This is a genomic window from Ruegeria sp. SAZA006 (assembly GCF_059613465.1).
This window is the reverse complement of the sequence record NZ_JBXWSO010000004.1, coordinates 413,041-431,351: the sequence shown is the minus strand read 5'-3', so window position 1 is coordinate 431,351 and position 18,311 is coordinate 413,041. Positions and strand designations below refer to the sequence as shown.

General features: G+C 63.1%; 17 protein-coding genes. 7 read left to right on the top strand and 10 right to left on the bottom strand.

The genetic code is table 11. From position 1 onward, the window contains the following. The first annotated feature begins 23 nt into the window (after window positions 1-23). Window positions 24-1,943, top strand: a complete 1,920-nt coding sequence (locus AC2FNZ_RS04830; RefSeq protein WP_496839712.1) for a glycosyltransferase family 2 protein — start codon at window positions 24-26, stop codon at window positions 1,941-1,943. Here the strand turns inward: AC2FNZ_RS04830 and AC2FNZ_RS04825 are convergent. Continuing rightward, complete coding sequence (locus AC2FNZ_RS04825) at window positions 1,900-2,547, bottom strand: GntR family transcriptional regulator (protein ID WP_496839711.1); 648 nt, start codon at window positions 2,545-2,547, stop codon at window positions 1,900-1,902. The two genes, AC2FNZ_RS04830 and AC2FNZ_RS04825, sit on opposite strands and share 44 nt — an antisense overlap. A 101-nt stretch (window positions 2,548-2,648) precedes the next feature. Between AC2FNZ_RS04825 and AC2FNZ_RS04820 the strand changes: the two genes are divergently transcribed. From AC2FNZ_RS04820 to AC2FNZ_RS04810, 3 genes are all read left to right on the top strand, one after another. Beyond that, entirely contained in the window at window positions 2,649-3,293 is a 645-nt protein-coding gene (locus AC2FNZ_RS04820; RefSeq protein WP_496839710.1) for a pyrimidine 5'-nucleotidase, read from the top strand. 122 nt (window positions 3,294-3,415) lie between these two features. Beyond that, entirely contained in the window at window positions 3,416-3,664 is a 249-nt protein-coding gene (locus tag AC2FNZ_RS04815; RefSeq protein ID WP_093962490.1) for a hypothetical protein, read from the top strand. A gap of 74 nt (window positions 3,665-3,738) precedes the next feature. Then, on the top strand, window positions 3,739-4,935 hold the full coding sequence (locus AC2FNZ_RS04810) for a UbiH/UbiF family hydroxylase (RefSeq protein ID WP_496839709.1): 1,197 nt from the start codon (window positions 3,739-3,741) through the stop codon (window positions 4,933-4,935). A 13-nt stretch (window positions 4,936-4,948) separates the two neighbouring features. Here the strand turns inward: AC2FNZ_RS04810 and AC2FNZ_RS04805 are convergent, their stop codons facing one another. Continuing rightward, window positions 4,949-6,076, bottom strand: coding sequence for an aminotransferase class V-fold PLP-dependent enzyme (locus AC2FNZ_RS04805; protein ID WP_496839708.1), 1,128 nt, complete (start codon window positions 6,074-6,076; stop codon window positions 4,949-4,951). Window positions 6,077-6,307: 231 nt separating this feature from the next. On the opposite strand from AC2FNZ_RS04805, the gene hutC reads away from it, so the two are divergent. Beyond that, a complete protein-coding gene (gene hutC / locus AC2FNZ_RS04800) occupies window positions 6,308-7,009 on the top strand; it encodes a histidine utilization transcriptional repressor HutC (protein WP_475144394.1) in 702 nt (233 codons plus the stop codon). Window positions 7,010-7,012: 3 nt separating this feature from the next. Here hutC and AC2FNZ_RS04795 read toward each other — a convergent pair whose 3' ends face one another. Both AC2FNZ_RS04795 and AC2FNZ_RS04790 read right to left on the bottom strand, forming a co-directional pair. Beyond that, window positions 7,013-7,471 (bottom strand): Lrp/AsnC family transcriptional regulator, encoded by a 459-nt coding sequence (locus tag AC2FNZ_RS04795; protein WP_170438759.1) that lies wholly within the window; start codon window positions 7,469-7,471, stop codon window positions 7,013-7,015. Further along, entirely contained in the window at window positions 7,468-7,923 is a 456-nt protein-coding gene (locus AC2FNZ_RS04790) for an Lrp/AsnC family transcriptional regulator (RefSeq protein ID WP_170438758.1), read from the bottom strand. The genes AC2FNZ_RS04795 and AC2FNZ_RS04790 overlap by 4 nt, the downstream gene beginning before the upstream one ends. A gap of 131 nt (window positions 7,924-8,054) precedes the next feature. On the opposite strand from AC2FNZ_RS04790, the gene ilvC reads away from it, so the two are divergent. Together ilvC and AC2FNZ_RS04780 are read left to right on the top strand one after the other, a co-directional pair. Beyond that, the gene (ilvC, locus tag AC2FNZ_RS04785) at window positions 8,055-9,077 is read left to right on the top strand and encodes a ketol-acid reductoisomerase (RefSeq protein ID WP_093962496.1); all 1,023 of its coding nucleotides are present in this window, start codon (window positions 8,055-8,057) and stop codon (window positions 9,075-9,077) included. Between the two features lie 72 nt (window positions 9,078-9,149). Further along, window positions 9,150-10,052, top strand: coding sequence for a DMT family transporter (locus tag AC2FNZ_RS04780; protein ID WP_496839707.1), 903 nt, complete (start codon window positions 9,150-9,152; stop codon window positions 10,050-10,052). Here the strand turns inward: AC2FNZ_RS04780 and glmM are convergent. The 6 genes from glmM to AC2FNZ_RS04750 form a co-directional block, all read right to left on the bottom strand. Next, complete coding sequence (gene glmM / locus AC2FNZ_RS04775) at window positions 10,046-11,392, bottom strand: phosphoglucosamine mutase (protein ID WP_170337916.1); 1,347 nt, start codon at window positions 11,390-11,392, stop codon at window positions 10,046-10,048. The two genes, AC2FNZ_RS04780 and glmM, sit on opposite strands and share 7 nt — an antisense overlap. 35 nt (window positions 11,393-11,427) lie before the next feature. Further along, window positions 11,428-12,426, bottom strand: coding sequence for a dihydropteroate synthase (folP, locus tag AC2FNZ_RS04770; protein ID WP_496839706.1), 999 nt, complete (start codon window positions 12,424-12,426; stop codon window positions 11,428-11,430). After that, entirely contained in the window at window positions 12,423-13,343 is a 921-nt protein-coding gene (locus AC2FNZ_RS04765; RefSeq protein ID WP_496839704.1) for a dihydroneopterin aldolase, read from the bottom strand. Before AC2FNZ_RS04765 ends, folP begins: the two co-directional genes overlap by 4 nt. 102 nt (window positions 13,344-13,445) lie before the next feature. After that, window positions 13,446-14,822, bottom strand: a complete 1,377-nt coding sequence (locus AC2FNZ_RS04760) for a multicopper oxidase family protein (protein WP_496839703.1) — start codon at window positions 14,820-14,822, stop codon at window positions 13,446-13,448. A 79-nt stretch (window positions 14,823-14,901) separates the two neighbouring features. Next, entirely contained in the window at window positions 14,902-15,543 is a 642-nt protein-coding gene (locus AC2FNZ_RS04755) for a cell wall hydrolase (RefSeq protein WP_496839702.1), read from the bottom strand. A gap of 186 nt (window positions 15,544-15,729) precedes the next feature. After that, window positions 15,730-18,291, bottom strand: a complete 2,562-nt coding sequence (locus AC2FNZ_RS04750) for a putative PEP-binding protein (RefSeq protein ID WP_496839701.1) — start codon at window positions 18,289-18,291, stop codon at window positions 15,730-15,732. Window positions 18,292-18,311 lie beyond the last annotated feature (20 nt).

Here is an 18,311-nt window from a genome sequence, read left to right as displayed (position 1 = left end):
GACACTTCGGGCAGGGTTTTCTTATGGTTGAATTGAATTTTCTGGGTCACGGACCCGCGACCCCGGTTTCCGGAATTGGCCCCCGCAAACCTTTGGGCACCTGCCTGATCGACTTGGGGGTGATCACCCCCGCTCAACTGGATCACGCCCTGAAACTGCAGGAGCGGCAGAACGCTCCTCTGGGCGAAATTATGGTTGGCGAGCAAATGGCCGCGCGCAGCGATGTGCTGTTGGCGCTGGGTCAACAACATGGGCTGCAGATCGCCGATTTGGAAAGCACGCCGCCACCCGCTGACCTTTGCGCGCTGCGCCCGATGCAGTTCTGGCTGACGTACAATGCCATTCCGTGGCTGCGAGTCGGGCCCGTGCTCTTGGTCGCGACGGCATACCCAGACCGCTTTGATGAAATAAGGTCCGGGTTGGCAGATTGCGCCCAGACAGTCCTGCCGGTGCTGGCCGCACCCGATGACATCGACCAAGCCATTGCCCGACATTACGCAAAACCTTTGGCTGAGGCGGCGGAAACGCGGGCGCCGCTTTCGCAAAGCTGCCGCTCATGGACTGCGAGCTCGCGTCTCCTGCCAACCCTCTTGGCTCTGGCTGCGCTTGCGGGCCTGGGCCTGCAACCGAATGCCGGGCTATCCGTGCTGTTCTGGGCCGCAGTCTCAACACTGATCCTGTTCCTGATACTTCGGCTGGCCGGGTTGATATCGTATCTCTTCCCCAAAAAGGCCGAGAAACCAGACGGTCCACCTGCGCAACACCGCCTGCCCTGCGTGTCCATCCTGGTGCCCCTGCACAAGGAACGGGAAATCGCCGGTGCGCTGATCCAACGGCTGAGACGCCTGACCTATCCAAAGGCGCTGTTGGACGTGATCCTGGTCTTGGAAGAGCATGACGACGTCACCCGGTCAGCTCTTGCGCAGACCACCCTGCCCAGCTGGATCCGAACGCTGGAGGTGCCCGATCTTGGCAACCTGACCACCAAACCACGGGCGATGAACTATGCGCTGGATTTCTGCCGAGGAGATATTTTGGGCGTCTGGGATGCCGAGGATGCGCCTCTTCCAGACCAACTCGAGACCGTGGTGGAGCAATTCGCCCGCGCGCCCGATGATGTGGTCTGCCTGCAGGGTGTTCTGGACTACTACAACCCGCGCACCAACTGGCGCTCGCGTTGCTTCACCATCGAATACAGCGGTTGGTTCCGCGTGATCCTGCCCGGAATCGCGCGGTTGGGTCTTGTGGTGCCCCTGGGCGGAACGACGTTCTTCTTCCGCAGGGACAAGCTGTTGGAATTGGGGGGCTGGGACGCTCATAATGTGACCGAAGACGCGGATCTGGGGGTTCGACTCAGCCGCGCGGGCTATCGCACCGAAATCGTGAATACCGCCACGTATGAAGAGGCCAATTTCCGCGCCTGGCCTTGGGTGAAGCAGCGCTCGCGCTGGCTCAAAGGGTTTATGGTCACATACCTTGTCCACATGCGCTCGCCCTTGGCATTGTTGCGTGATCTGGGGTTGTGGCGCTTTCTGGGTGTCCAAGCCTTTTTCCTGGGAACGGTCGGACAATTCCTGCTTGCCCCCGTGCTGTGGGTCTTCTGGCTGACCTTTTTGGGGATGACGAACCCCTTCGAAGCTGTATTGGCACCGCAAATCTTGCACGCCTGTGTCTACCTGTTCCTGACCGCCGAGGCCGCGAATATCCTAGTTGGAGGCTTGGGCGTGCTGGCCGGAGGTCGCCGTTTTCTGCTGCCGTGGGTCCCGACCATGGCACTCTACTACCCCTTGGGCGTGGCAGCCGCCTACAAGGCGCTGTGGGAACTGGCGGTCAGACCGTTTTTCTGGGACAAGACCCAGCACGGGCACGCCAGCGAAGAAGCGCAGCCAGATGAGGCAGCTATTTCTCGCGCCGGATTGCATCCTGCTTCAGCCGGGTCATGAACGCGACCGAGATATGTTCCTTCAAGGCCCGGTCGGCGGCTTCTTCGTCATGAGCCGCGATCGCCTCGACGATCCCCTTATGCTCACTCTGAGCGATTTCACCGCGGCCCTGCGCGGCCAATGAAGTCGTTGCCATCAGAGCCATGGTGCGATGGACAAGGTCCAATTGCTGCACAAGGTAGCGGTTGTGCGACGCAAGGTGGATCTGCTCGTGGAACCGTCGGTTGGCCCGGGACAGCGCCACGGGATCATCCACAAGCGCGTCATCGGCTTCGACCATTTCCTGCAGGACTTTGATTTCCTCATCCGTGGCATGCCGCGCGGCCAGCCGGGCCGCCAGCCCTTCCAATTCACGTCGAACGACATAGAGCTCGGCCATCTGGTTGTGGTCCAGCGAGGCCACGATCAGCGACCGCCCGTCACGTTCCAGCAGCGACTGCGTCTCGAGCCGCTGCAGCGCCTCACGGATCGGGGTGCGGGACACGCCGAACCGCTCGGCCAGTTCGCTTTCCACCAGCCGGTCGCCGGGTTTGTACACCCCCACGTCGATCGCTTCGAGGATCAGGCTATACGCATCGGTCTGGGGCTGTCGGGACTGGGTCATTGGGTCGGGTCTCTCCTCGTTCGGACATGTCTATCCGGGCCATGGGTCTGCAATCAAGTGCGCCATTGAAAACCCGGTGGCCGCGGCCTAAACCCAAGCCCATGGTCAAGCCTGCATTTTCACATCTCACCCAATGGGTGTTCGATCTGGACAATACCCTGTATCCGCCGCACATGCGCCTGTTCGATCAGATCGAGGTGCTGATGACGGAATACGTGGTCGAAGCCCTGCGCGTCGACCGGGCCGAGGCCGACCGGCTGCGCCAGCACTATTGGCGCGAACACGGAACCACGCTGGCCGGGCTTATGGCCGAACATGATCTGGACCCCGAGCCCTATCTGCACGCGGTTCATCAGGTCGACCTGAGCCACATGGAGCCCGACCCTGCGCTGGCCGCGCATATCCGGGCACTTCCCGGGCGGCGCATCGTCTACACCAACGGCAGCGCGCCCTATGCCGAGCGGGTTCTGGCCTCACGCGGGTTGGATGGGTTGTTCGACGCGATCTATGGGGTCGAACATGCGGGGTATCGGCCCAAACCGGACAAGGCCGCGTTTGAAACGGTGTTTGCCCGCGATGGCATCCACCCCGACCGCGCCGCGATGTTCGAGGACGAGCCGCGCAACCTGAAGGCCCCGCATGACATGGGCATGCGTACCGTGCATGTTGCCCCCGATCCTCATGACGCGGATCATATCCACCACCACACCGATGACCTGACCGCCTTTCTCGCGCGCCTGATCTGAACCACCCGAGACTGCGACGAAATGCGCCTGCGTGCAGCCTGAAACTGCGACGATCCGCGCATTCTGCAGCTGCAAAGTCGTTCCTACATCAGGCTCAGCGACGAACAGAACTGGAGACCCCGATGACCGCGATCGAGATGCCCGGCCGCCTGCCCTTTTGGCAGCGCCTGCTTTTTGCAATTCCCCTGTTTGGCTGGCTGGCCCGCGATGCGGCCAATGGCAAGCCCGAGGATCTGGGTTATACCGTTGCGGCACTGGTCAGCATGTGGGGCTGTTCCGCCCTGTTGTTCGGCCTGCCGGGCCTGTATCTGCCGGCCCTGGCGATGGTGCCGGTGATGTTCCTGATTCTGGTCCTGATTTCACGCGGCTAGACCACGGGACAGGATGTCACTTGGCGCAGGCCCCAGAACCGCACTAGGGTCCGCAGGCAACGGAGAGTGACGCGATGACCGACAGTTGTGACATCCTGATTTCCGGCGGTGGCATCGCCGGTTTGACTGCGGCGGCCGTATTAGGCGCCGCAGGGTTCGACGTGATCTGCGTGGACCCGACCCCGCCCGTCACCGACCGCGACGCCGACGGGTCCGACCTGCGCACTACCGCGTTTCTGCAGCCGGCGCACGGCCTGCTGCAGCACTGCGGGTTGTGGGACCGGCTGGAACCCCACGCCGCGCCGCTGCAGATCATGCGCATCGTGGACGCAGGCGGCGACATCCCCGAGCCGCGCGTCGTGCGGGATTTCAACGCCGCCGATATCTCGGATCAACCCTTTGGCTGGAACCTGCCCAACTGGCTGCTGCGGCGCGAGATGGTGGCCCGGCTGCACGAACTGCCGAATGTCGATTTCCGCCCCGGCACCGGCACCGTCAGCCTGTTCACCCGTACCGCCGAGGCGCGTGTGGGCCTGTCCGACGGCACGCGCATCCGCACCAAGCTGGTGATCGCCGCCGACGGCCGCAACTCGCCCATGCGCGAGGCTGCGGGAATCAAGGTCCACACCACGCGATACGGGCAGAAGGCACTGGCCTTTGCGGTAACGCATCCGATCGCCCATGAAAACGTCTCGACCGAGATCCACCAGTCCGGCGGGCCGTTCACTCTGGTCCCCCTGCCCGACTGGCAGGGCCAGCCCTCGTCGGCAATCGTTTGGATGGAGCGCGGCCCACGCGCGGTCGAACTGCTGAACCTGCCCGAGGCCGAATTCGAGGCCGCGATGACCGAGCGGTCCTGCGGCCTGTTCGGGCCGCTGAAACTGGCCTCGCGCCGGACGATCTGGCCGATCATCAGCCAATCGGCCGAGCGCCTGTCGGCCCAGCGCGTGGCCCTGATGGCCGAGGCCGCCCATGTGGTGCCCCCGATCGGCGCGCAGGGGCTGAACATGTCACTGGGGGATCTGCGCAGCCTGCTGGACCTGGCCCAAGCCCGGCCCGAGGATCTGGGAGATGCCCAGATGCTCGAGGCCTATCACAAGGCCCGCCACACCGAAATCGAGCTGCGCGTAAAGGGGATCGACCTGCTGAACCGTGCCTCGATGGTCGAGGCACGGCCGTTGCGCGATGCGCGCGCTGCGGGGCTGAACGCGCTTTATTCGATGCCGGTGGTGCGCAAGACGCTGATGCAGATGGGCCTCGGCGTGCGCTGAGGCCCGTACCGGCCTACAGCACCTGATCCAGCACCCGCTTCAGCCGGGCCACCGTGCCATCGACAGCGTACAGCTTGTCCAGCCCGAACAGGCCCAGGCGGAAGGTGCTGAACCCCTCGGGCTCGTCACATTGCAGCGGCACCCCGGCGGCGATCTGCATGCCCAGCGCGGCGAATTTCTTGCCGTTCTGCACCTCGGGGTCGTCGGTATAGCTGACCACCACCCCCGGTGCCCCAAAGCCTTCTGCCGCGACCGAAACGACCCCCATTTCGCGCAGCATCGCCCGCACCGCATTCCCCAGCCGCCATTGCGCGTCGCGCAGCTTGTCGAACCCATAGTCACGGGTCTCCAGCATCGTGTCCCGGAACGCCCGCAGCGCATCGGTGGGCATGGTGGCATGATAGGCATGGCCGCCGCCCTCATAGGCCTGCATGATCTGGCGCCATTTCTTCAGGTCCAGCGCGAAACTGTCCGAGGTGGTCTCCTCCAGCCGCGCCTCGGCGCGGTCGGACAGCATGACCAGACCGGCACAGGGCGAGGCGCTCCAGCCCTTTTGCGGGGCCGAGATCAGAACGTCCACGCCGGTGGCCTTCATGTCGATCCAAGCACAGCCCGAGGCGATGCAGTCGAGCACCATCAGCGCGCCGACCTCGTGCGCGGCGGCGGCCATCGCGGTGACATAGTCATCCGGCAAAATGACCCCGGCCGAGGTTTCCACATGCGGCGCGAACACCACTCCGGGTCGCTGGCTGCGAATGGTTTCGACCACCTCGTCGATCGGCGCGGGCGCAAAGGGCGACGGGCTGGAATTCCCCGTTTGACGGGCCTTCAACACGGTGGCTGACGCCGTCAGCCCCCCGGTTTCGATGATCTGGCTCCAGCGATACGAAAACCAGCCGTTGCGCACCACCAGCACATTGGCGCCGCGGACGAACTGGCGGGCCACGGCCTCCATCGCATAGGTTCCGCCACCCGGCACCACGGCCACGCCGTCCGCGCTATAGACCTCACGCAGCATCCCTGAGATGTCGCGCATCACCTGCTGGAACGCCCGCGACATGTGGTTGAGCGAGCGGTCGGTGAACACGACCGAGAATTCTTCGAGCCCGTCCGGATCGACTGTATTCAACAATGCAGGCATGTTGTCTCCTTTTCTGGGTTGCTCACTTTCTGAAGGCTTTGCATCTTTTGGTAAAGTGCTCATTGACCCTCACGCGTTTCCCCTAGGTCAACGGTCAGAAGCTCGGCTGCATACCCGTTTCAGCAGCCTGAGAGGCCGAATTGACGCCAATTAGTGTCACCTCTCTCTTTACACCTTGACGTGTTTCTGAACAGATACGCACATCTTGAGCTTGAAAGGATATTTTAGACCGTGAACGTTCAAAAGCGGATCAGTTTTCAATTCGTTCGGGACGAAGTGAAGCGGCGGATCGAGACACGGGTCTGGCCCCAGGGTTCCTTGCTGCCGACCGAAACCCAACTTGCCGAAGAGTTCAACTGCGCGCGCGCAACCGTCAACCGTGCGCTGCGCGAACTGGCCGAGCAAGGGTTCGTCGAGCGCAAGCGCAAGAGCGGAACGCGGGTCAAGAAATCACCCAGCAAACAGGCCAAGCTGGAACTGTCGCTGGCCCGTCAGATCGTCGAAGACCAGAACCAGACCTACCGCTATGCCCTGGTCGAGCGCAGCGTTGACAAGAGCCCCGGCTGGCTCAGCTCGCAACTGGGTCTGCCGCCGCAATCGCAGATCCTGCATCTGGTGTGTATGCACTATGCCGACAACCGCCCGTTTCAGCACGAAGAACGCTGGATCAACATTTCGGCCGTCCCCGAGGTTGAAGATGCCAATCTGGAAGAGGTCGGGCCGCATGAATGGCTGTTGAACGCGAACCCCTTCATTGACGCCGAGCTTGCACTCTACGCCATTTCCGCCGACAGCCATCTGGCAGATTACATGGGAACAACGACCGGGGCCGCGATGATTCAGCTTGAGCGCACGACATGGAAAGACGGACAGCCGGTTTCGTTTGCCCGCCTGACCCACCATCCGGGCTATTGCATCCGTACCCGTTACTGACCGCTAGCCAATCGGCCCGGGCAGGCGTTCCTCGCTCAGCAGTACATTTGCTTCGACATCCCCGGCCCCCGGCAGGGTCATGATACGCCGCCGCAGGACCCGTTCAAAGTCCGCCAGGTCACGCGCGACCACGCGCAGTCGGTAGTCGTATAGGCCCAGAACGTGTTCCACAGTCTGCACCTCGGGAATGGCGCTGACGGCGCGTTCGAAATCCTCGAGGCTGACCTGGCCTTTGCGCGCCAGCTTGACGCCCAGAAATACGGTGACGCCGAACCCCAGCGCCTCGGCGTTCAAGCGCAGCCGGCGCCCCTTGATGATGCCCGACTGCTCCAGCCGCCGGATCCGGCGCCATGTCGCGGGCTGCGACAGCCCGAAACGCCGGCCCAGCGCCCCCGCGCTCTGCGTCGCGTCCTGAGCCAAGGCCCGTAGAATCTTCCTGTCCAGATCATCCAGCTCGATCATACCGGCAGCACCTCGTCCCGCTTGACCCGCGCGATGTGCATCAGGGCCTCGATGTCGGCGATATGCGGCAGGGTCAGGATACGGTCGCGATAGACCTGCTGATAATGCGCCATGTCCCGCGCGATGACGGACAGGCGGACATCCACCCGCCCCAGAAAGGTCTGGATCTCGATCACCTCGGGCACCTTGCGGGCGGCATCGGTGAATTCGTCGAAGGCGCGCGGCTGGGTCTTGTCCAAGGTCAACCGCAGCGACACCTCGACCGCATAGCCCATGGCGGACCAGTCGATCACGGCCTCCTGCCCCTGAATGATCCCGGCGGCCTGCATCTTCTCGATCCGCCGCCAGCACACGCCATTGCTGATCCGACACCGCTCGGCCAGTTCGGCGGTGCTCAGGCTTGGGTCGGCCTGGAAATGGCGCAGGATGCGGCGGTCGATGTCGTCAAGCATTACTTTTTCAAGTTTTCCGGTTTCTAAGAATTATTCTTCACTTCTTTCGTCAATATCCAATGTCATCGCTCTCGCCAATAGCAATCACTGGAGATAGAACCGCAGCAATCGAAACAGAAAGGACCGGCAAAATGCGCGTCTATTACGATCGCGATTGCGACATCAACCTGATCAAGGACAAGAAAGTGGCCATTCTGGGCTACGGTTCCCAAGGCCACGCCCACGCGCTGAACCTGCGCGACTCAGGCGCCAAGAACCTTGTCGTCGCCCTGCGCGAAGGCTCGCCCTCGGCCAAGAAAGCCGAAGCCGAAGGCCTGCAGGTGATGGGCATCGCCGAGGCCGCGGCCTGGTGCGACGTCATCATGTTCACCATGCCCGACGAGCTTCAGGCCGAGACCTACAAGAAATACGTGCATGACAACATCAAGCCCGGCGCGGCCATCGCCTTTGCCCACGGCCTGAACGTGCATTTCGGCCTGATCGAGCCGAAAGAGGGCGTGGACGTCATCATGATGGCGCCCAAAGGCCCCGGCCACACCGTGCGCGGCGAATATGTCAAAGGCGGCGGCGTGCCCTGCCTTGTGGCGGTCCACACCGACGCGACCGGCAAGGCGCTGGAAATCGGCTTGTCCTACTGCTCGGCCATCGGCGGCGGCCGTTCGGGCATCATCGAGACCAACTTCCGCGAGGAATGCGAAACCGACCTGTTCGGCGAGCAGGCCGTTCTGTGCGGCGGTCTGGTCGAACTGATCCGCTGTGGCTTTGAAACCCTGGTCGAGGCCGGCTATGCACCCGAGATGGCCTATTTCGAGTGTCTGCACGAGGTGAAGCTGATCGTGGACCTGATCTATGAAGGCGGCATCGCCAACATGGACTACTCGATCTCGAACACCGCGGAATACGGTCAATACGTGACCGGCCCGCGCATCCTGCCCTACGAGCAGACCAAGAAGGCGATGAAAGAGGTTCTGAACGACATCCAGCAGGGCAAGTTCGTGCGCGACTTCATGCTGGAAAACCAGGTCGGTCAGCCCACGATCAAGGCTTCGCGCCGGGCCAACGACGAACACCAGATCGAAGAAGTCGGCAAAAAGCTGCGGGGCATGATGCCCTGGATTTCGGCCGGCAAGCTGGTCGATCAGGAAAAGAACTAAGCCCGAACGGCTTGGACCCAAGGGCGGCCCCGGTGGCCGCCCTTTTCATGCAGAACGGATGAACGGCCAGCGATGGTGCCTCAACCCAACATACGCGACTGGAGCGGCGTCATTGCCCTGGGCCTGATCTGGGGCGGCACCTTCATGGTCGTCGCGATGGCGTTGGACGGCTATGGCCCGATCACGGTGGCCACGGCGCGGACGACGCTGGGGGCGGTGATGCTGCTGGCCTTGATGGGGCTGACCCGGCGGCGCATCCCCAGCCTGACACCAAGTCTCGCGTGGTCGGTAATCCTGATCGGCATCCTGTCCACCGCGCTGCCTTTCGTGCTGCTCAGCTGGGGGCAGCAATATGTACCCTCGGCCTTTGCCGGGCTGTCCATGGCGGCGATTCCGCTGATGGTGCTGCCGCTGGCGCATTTCTTCTCGGATGAACCCCTGAACGCACGTCGTTTCGTCGGGGTATCGCTGGGCTTCACCGGAGCGCTGGTGCTTATCGGCCCAGGGCTGGCGCAACTGGGCAGCGGGGCCGAGCCGCTGGCCCAACTGGCCTGCATCGGGGCGGCGTTCTGCTACTCGGTGGCGTCGATCCTGACCCGGCGCTGCCCGCCGATCGACCCGGTGGTACTGGCCGCACTGACATTGGTCGTGGGTGCGGTGATCCTGCTGCCGATCATGGTGGTGACCGAGGGCGTGCCCACCCCGCAGGGTCTGCGCCCAACCCTTGCCTTGATCGTGCTGGGACTTGTGCCAACGGCCTTTGCGACGTTGCTGCGGGTGTCGATCATTCGCAGCGCCGGGTCGGTCTTCATGACGCTGGTGAACTATCAGGTACCGGTCTGGTCGATGATCTTCGGCGCGTGGATCCTGTCCGAGGCACTGCCGCTGCGGTTCTACATAGCATTGGCGCTGATCCTGACAGGCATGGCCATCAGCCAATGGTTCAGCCTGCGCAAGTTGCTGTTGGGCTACTGACGCGCGGCGGCTTCGACCTCGGCCACGATCCCATCGACCACCTGTGCCAAAAGGGCGTCATCCTCGCATTCCGCCATCACGCGGATCAAGGGCTCGGTGCCCGACTTGCGGATCAGCAACCGCCCCTGCCCGTTCAGCCGCGCCTCGGCATCAGCAATCGCGGCCTTGACCGTTTCCGCTTCCAGCGGGGCCTGCCCTTCGCCATAGCGCACGTTCTTCAACAGTTGCGGCACCGTCTCGAACTGCTGCGCCAGATCCGAGGCTTTGCGCCCCGAATTCACCATCTCGGCCAGGAAATGCAGCCCCGCCATCAGGCCATCACCCGTGGTGGCATAGTCGCTCATGACGATGTGGCCGGATTGCTCGCCGCCAAGGTTGAACCCGCCTTCCCGCATACGCTCGACCACATAGCGGTCACCGACCGCCGTCCGTTCCAGCCGCAGCCCGCGCGCGCCCAGAAACCGTTCCAGACCCAGGTTCGACATAACGGTCGCAACAAGCGCGCCGCCTTTCAGCCGTTCGGAAGTGGCCCAGGCGGTGGCCAAAAGGGCCATGAGCTGATCACCGTCGGCGACCTGTCCGGTTTCATCAACGATCACCACCCGGTCGGCATCACCGTCGAGGCAGATGCCCACATCCGCCCCATGCGCCACGACGGCCTCGGCCGCCACGCGCGGCTGGGTCGAGCCGCAGCCCAGATTGATGTTCTTGCCGTTGGGTGCGGTTCCAACAGGGATCACCTCGGCCCCCAGTTCCCACAGCACCTCAGGCGCGGTGCGGTGCGCGGCGCCGTTGGCGCAGTCGATCACCACCTTGAGGCCATCCAGACGCAGCTCGCGCGGCAGAGATGACTTGACCCGCTCGCCATAGCGGAACCGCGCGTCATCGACACGCCGGGCGCGCCCGATATTCTGCGCCTGCGCGGGTTTGACCCCCTCTTCGATCAGCTGTTCGATTTCAAGTTCGGCCTGGTCGGACAGTTTGAATCCATCGGGGCCGAAGAACTTGATCCCATTGTCCTCGGCCGGGTTGTGGCTGGCCGAGATCATCACACCCAGATCGGCCCGCATCGACCGGGTCATCAGCCCGACCGCCGGTGTCGGCACCGGCCCCAGCAGCAGCACGTTCATGCCGGTCGACGTCAGACCCGCCGTCAGCGCGTTTTCCAGCATATAGCCCGACAGGCGCGTATCCTTGCCGATCACCACCCGATGAACGCCCGAGCCATCCCGGCGGAAGTACCGCCCCACGGCCGCGCCGATCCGCAACGCCATCTCGGCCGTCATCGGATAGGTGTTGGCGGTGCCCCGCACCCCGTCGGTTCCGAACAGCTTGCGCATACCTGTTACTCCACAAAGTCCTGCCTGCGACCGGATTACCGGACAGCGGCCCACAGGCGCAAGGCCTGAGCGGTCTCTGCCACGTCATGCACCCGGATGATCTGCACACCTTGCGACAATCCGGCCAACGCAACGGCAATTGATCCCGGCGCGCGGGCATCCTTGCGCGGTTCCGCGCCGATCCGGCCGATGAAGCCCTTGCGTGACACGCCAAGAAGGATCGGGCAGCCCAACCCGTGAAACAGGCTGAGATTGCGTAGTAGGGTCAGGTTGTGTTCCTCGGTCTTTCCAAACCCGATACCCGGATCGACGATGATCCGGCCCCGATTCAGCCCAAGGCCTTCCAGCCGGGCCACTTGCCCCGACAGGAAATCGAAAACGTCCAGCAGAACGTCATCATAGGTCGGGTTGTCCTGCATCGTGGCCGGGTCGCCCTGCATGTGCATCACGCAGACCGGCGCGTTGATCTTGGCGCAGAAAGCGCCAAGCGCGGGATCGAAGGTAAAGCCCGAAACGTCGTTGATCAGCCCCGCCCCCGCCTCGACCGCGGCCCTTGCCACGGCGGATTTGCGCGTGTCGATCGAAATCAGCGCCGGTGTCTCGGCCCGGATCGCGCGGATCAAGGGCTGGGTGCGGGCGATCTCTTCGTCCTCGGGCACAAAATCAGCACCGGGGCGGGTAGATTCACCGCCGATATCCAGAATAGTCGCACCGTGCGCGACCATTTCCCGAGCCGCCGCCCGCGCGGCGTCGGGGGTGTTGTGCTTGCCACCGTCGGAGAAGCTGTCGGGCGTGGCGTTAAGGATGCCCATGATCTGCGGCTGCGTCATGTCCAGACCGGCAATCGCGGCGCGCGGTCGTATCAGCCGGTCCTGCCACGATTCAGGGATTTCGGCGGCCGCAACGATCCGGGGTGCCGCGTCACGTTGCAGGCATTCGGCATGGGTGAACCACAGGCCCTGCCCGGCCAGTGGCAAGGCCCCGTCCGGGCGCACAGGCCCGTGTTGCACCAATGGGCGATAATAACTGGTCACAGTTGCGCCTGCTCCACCGGAACCGCCCGGAGCGGCGTTTTGGGCGACTCGGGCAGTTCCCCGCCAATGACCAGCATTTCGCTGGCCTCAAAGGTGGCGGCGAACCAGGCCGCCAAGGCCACCGCATCGGACGGTGCCGCCGAAGGCCCATCGACCGCATCCAGCACGATCTTGGACGGTGCCCAGACACAGATCTGGCCGTTCTTCATGGCCCAGTCCAGTTCGGTCCGGGTCGAGACGACGACGCAGCGATGATCACGCGCGGCCAGCACCCACGCATTCTGCTCGATCGCCAGCAGGTCGATCCGGCGCTGGGTCATGGCATGGCCGGTCTGCGGCACCGGCAGTTCGGAGGCGCCCACGCACAGAATCAGCGGCCGCTGTCGGTTTTCCAGCTGGTCGATCCAGCCGGACAGGTTGTCGGACTCAATCGCTGCGTTCGACAGAAAGACCAGCCGGGGATGCGGACGCTCCTCCTCGATGACATCGTGATGGACGGCATCTCTGCCACGCACGATCTCGACTCCCAAAGCGCCGGGGCCCCGGTCCAGTTTTTCAATGCGGACAAAAGCCCTTACCGCTTGAGGTTCAAGCAGGATCCGCTCGGCTATTCGATCCGCCAGCGTTTCGAGCAAGTTCAGACGCTCGGCCGCCAGTTCATAGGCAATGGCCTCGGTCACCCGGTCATAGGACAGGATGCGATCGACATCATCGTCGATGTTTTCGGTCAGCGGCCGCACTTCGACCACGATGTTGAAACAGATGCGCTGGGTGGTGCCCCGCTCGGCCTGAAAAGCGCCAATCTCAACCTCGACAATGTGGTCGCGCAGCGAGATACGATCCAGCGGCCCGCGTGGCGCGGTCGCCTCGGACCGTTCGGACGGGTGCGCAAAGGCAAGGCGGATTTCAGTACTCATGGCGCGGGCCTTTTCGGGCAGCTTGGACAGGTTTGCCCAATTTAGTGGTTCCGCGCGGCTATAGCATTCAAGCAAACGCCATTCCAGCCGCCGAATGCGGCGTCAGGTGACGCGGTACCAACTCATCATACCCGATGCGGCGTGTCCAAGCATATGGCAATGCAGCAGCCAGTTGCCCGGGTTATCGGTGACCAGCGCAATCTCGCGAGTCTCGCCGCGTTCGACCAGAACCGTGTCGCGCCATGGCCCAAAACTTCCGTCCGGCAAGATCAGCCGAAAGTGGTGGCCATGCAAGTGCATCGCGTGCGGGAATGCAGTTTCGTTCACGAAGGCAATCCGGTGGACGCTTCCCAAGGGCGCGTCCAGAAACGGGTCTTCGGGTCTCTCGGCGTAGCCATTCAGCGCCCAGAACCGCCCCAGCTGAGCCAGTTCCCGGCCCGAGAGCTCGGTCTCGCCAATTCGCGCGCCTTCGAGCCAGCGCATGGCACCGCCCTGCAGCCTCATCTCGTGCCGCGGTACGTTGTTGAAGTCCGTCATTTCCGGAAGCGGGTTCGGCGGCAATGGCCGAACTCCCGACCGGGGAGTGGATGCCGCCTGCCCTGCCACCGCAAATCGCGCCAAACCAAAGGCGCCGTCACGTTCCTGACTGAACAGGCTGGCCGTTTCAGCATCCGCAGCCAGCACATCCACCAACAAATCCGCACGTTGTGCCGGGGCCAGCGGGAACGTGTCCTCAATCGGGATCGGCTCGGCCAACGGCATTCCATCCAGTGCGACAATCCATCCGGCCATTCCGTCCAGGCCAACGGTGAAGACACGCGCATTTGCGGCGTTGATCAACCTCAGACGCAGTCGTTGGTTTTGTTGAACAGGAAAGGATGGGTCGAATGCACCATTGACCGTGATGAGGTTTCCCAACCGTCCAGCATGGCTGAGGTCATGACCGTTGTCGAAGTCTCGGGTAATCTGGGCCGTTTCCGGATCAAGTCGCCAGTCATCCAGCATCAGCACCAGATCCTGCTCCACATCCGGCGCTTCGGACTCGTGCACGATCAATGGGCCATACAGGCCACGGGCCACCTGTTCGACTGACTTGTTATGCGCATGGTACCAATAGGTTCCGGCGTCCGGCACGATGAAATCATAGTCGAAGGTCGCGCCGCCTGGAACGGCATCCTGAGTCAGCCCCGGAACGCCATCCATAGCGTTGTCGATGCGGATACCGTGCCAATGAACCGAGGTGGCTTGCGGTAGTTCGTTCACCAAGCGGCGTTGAACACGCTCGCCTTGCCGCAGATGGATGGGGCTGCCCGGCACCTGCCCATCAAAGCCCCAGATAGCGGTTTCCGGAAACCCCGGAGGGGCAATCAACTGAGCGCCCTCGCGCGCAGTCAGGGTCAGCGGCGCGGAGCGCGCTAGCGTTGGAAACACCGCAAGCGCGGCGGCAGATTTCAAAAGGCTTCGGCGGCTCAGATTCATTGCGGGTCTCCTTGCCCGCAATATAGCCCCTGGTTTCACCCGCGCCATCAACGTTCCAGCGCGGGTGCGTCAATGCGCGCTAGTTGCTCGCAGTGCGGTAGTTGTGGCGGTAGAAGATATGCACACCGATGCGCGCAGTTTCCTTGTAAACGCGCGACCACGACGGGCGCACCGCCTTGGTGTGGTAATGCGTGGCCCCCGACGTGAGCGGATCGCTGATCCCCTCGATCGCGGCCTTGGCAACTTTGGCCACCCGCTCATAGGCTTTCTTCTCGTGAATGACTTCCTTGCGGCCGTCACAGGTATAGGTGAACTGGCACTGGTATTTCTTGCCTGTTCCCTGGCGGATCACGCCGCAGACGGTGTTCGGGAAACGGGTGCTTTCCACCCGGTTCAAAATCACCTCGGCAACCGCGAATTGGCCGCGCACGCTCTCTCCGCGCGCTTCGAAATACAGGGCCTCGGCCAAGCATTTCAGATCTTCGCCGCCGCTGGCTTTGGGTTGTTGGTCCAGCCAGGCCTTGGTGTAGGAAACCTCGACCGGTTGGGCCTCTTTCCTGGGTTGGAACAGCTTCAGATAGTCGCGAAAGCTTTGTCCCGGCACCTCGTTGCGCGACACCAGTTCACGCTTGGCAGTCTCGGTGGCTTCCCTCTCGGCAACGGACGCACTCGGCATCACGGTTGCCGCCGCAATGGCAACAGCCAGTATGTATCGTAGCATCAGATAACCTCGCACAGGCACTTCACGCGCCATACCCTCCCCCGGCGGGCGCGACGGGGTCATAACGCAGAAGGCGCGAAAGGTCCAGTTCTGAGGAAAAAGCAAGAAGAATCTTGCCCGCGGGGCCAAAATTAATCAGCCACAGGTCCATCCCGAAACCACTATTCCTAGGGCTTTGACGGCCTGTCAACCCCCAAGTTTTGACGAAATCGCCAACTGAGCGGCAGCCAGCCGAGCGACCGGGACTCGGAAGGGTGAACACGACACATAATCGAACCCCAAATCCCGACAAAGGGCGATTGATTCGGGGTTGCCGCCATGTTCACCACAGACCGAAAGCGTGACATCGGGCCGGGCTGTACGCCCCCGCTCCGAGCCCAGCTTGAGCAGTTCGCCGACTCCATCGGCGTCCAGAACATGGAACGGATCCTCGGTGAACACACCCTGCCGGACATAGGCCGACATGAAGCGTCCCGCATCGTCGCGCGACAGGCCATAGGTCATCTGTGTCAGGTCGTTGGTGCCGAAACTCAGGAACGAGGCGTGAGGAGCGATTTCCTCGGCACGCAGACAGGCCCGGGGCGTTTCGACCATCACACCCAACCGGTACTCGAACTCCTGACCACGCTCGGCCGCAACGGCGGCGGCAACTGTGTCCACCCGCGCCTTGATCAGCTCGACCTCACGCTTGGCTGAAACAAGCGGGATCATGACCTCGGGCACCACCGGTGCGCCATTCTTGCTGGCTTCGAGCGTCGCCTCGAAGATCGCGCGGGCTTGCATGTCATAGATCTCGGGCACCGTGATACCTAGACGCACGCCCCGCAACCCAAGCATCGGGTTGTATTCGCTCATTTCGTCCACCCGACGCTCGACATCCGAAACCGGAAGGTCCAGCGCCTCGGCCAGCTCGCGCTGCCCGCTGCGCGTGGTCGGCAGAAACTCGTGCAGAGGCGGATCAAACAATCGGATGCAGACGGGCTGGCCTTCCATGATCCGGAAAAGCTGCACGAAATCATCGCGTTGCATCGGAAGCAACCGTTCCAGAACCGCCGCGCGCCCCGATGAAGTCTGAGCGAAAATCATCTCGCGCATCACGATCAGGCGACCGGGGTCAAAAAACATATGCTCGGTTCGGCACAACCCGATCCCCTGCGCCTGGAAGTTCCGCGCAGCCTGCGCGTCGGCAGGTGTGTCGGCATTGGCACGAATTGATATGTCACGCTCGGCGTCGGCCCAACTCATCAATGTCTGAAAACAGTCATCCAGAGCAGCTTCAAGCATCGCCGGCTCGCCTGCCAAAACCTGGCCCGAGCTTCCGTCAATCGTCAGAATGTCGCCAGTGGTGAAAACGCGGCCGCCCGGAACGGAAAGCTGCTTTTTCTTGGTCTGAAACCGCATCTCGGACGCGCCGACGATACAGGGCAGCCCCAGGCCGCGCCCGATCACGGCCGCATGGCTGGTCATGCCACCCTTTTCGGTCAGTACTGCGACCGCGGCGTGCATGCCGCGCACATCCTCGGGCGAGGTTTCACGGCGCACCAGAATGCAGGGCTCACCGCGTGCGGCGCTGGCCTGTGCCTCGGCCGAAGTGAACACGATCCGGCCGGTGGCCGCTCCGGGACTGGCCCCGATGCCCGTGGTCAGCACGTCACGCTTGGCCTCGGGATGCACCTGACGGTGCAGCAACTCATTCAACGAATGCGGATCGATCCGCATGACGGCTTCCTGCTGGGTGATGATGCCATCCTCGGCCAATCGAACCGCGATCCGCATGGCGGCGCGGGCGCTGCGCTGAACGCGGACCCCGTCCAGAATATGCACCTTGCCGTTTTCGATCACGAATTCGACCTGCATCTCTTCGCGCAATTTGCGCCGCATCAACGCCGCATGGGCCTTGAGGTCGGCAAAGGCCTGAGGCGCAACATCCTCGAGCGCTTGCCCGCGTGGGTCTTTTTCAAGGTACAGGGCGGCAACCCCCTCGCCCAGCGCATCACGCCCCTGGCTTTGGCTCAGGTAGCGGCCTGTGATCTGCGGCATGCCGGTCGAGGAATCCACCAGCTGCAACACACCCGATCCGCATTCGCCCTGGCCGACGCCCGGGATCATCTCCTGGATGACAAGGCCCAGCCCTGCATCCGCCGGAGCGCCCTTGGCCTGCCGCAACAGGCGGGCGGACGTTCCATCCCACGCCCGCGCCATCGAGCGCAGGACCGCCAGCAACTGCTCGCCCCGGTCCTGAGGGAACGCTTCGTCGGTTTCGTCCTCATACGCGCGCAGGGTCTGGCGCAGGCCTTCGCGGCCATCGGCTTCGATGTCGTCGAAAACGTCCGCGTCCAGACGCGCAACGTGGATCGCATAGCTTTGGACGAACCGCAGATACAATGCGGCGGCGGCCTCGGGGCCCATCTTGTCGGACAATTCCACGAAACGGGCATCGTTGATCCCGATGTTCAGAACCGCGCCGGGACCACCCCAGTCAGGGTCCTCGGAACTGGGGCGCACGCACAGCAGCGCCGATGCGTCGAACTGTTCAAGTATGGCTTCGATTGCCGGGATATCGCCGTCAGCGATCCGTCGCACCTGATCGAAGGACAGGGCCACCGTACGCGGTACGGGAAGGTCCAACCGCACAAGGCGCTGCAGACATTTCGCCCGGCCGCCATGGGTGTCGGCGGCGACAGGAGCATCAGGAGTGATGAGCGTGGTATGCGGATTATTCTGCACTGCGGCACCTTTTGGTTTCACCGCAGCATAAGCGCCCCAGC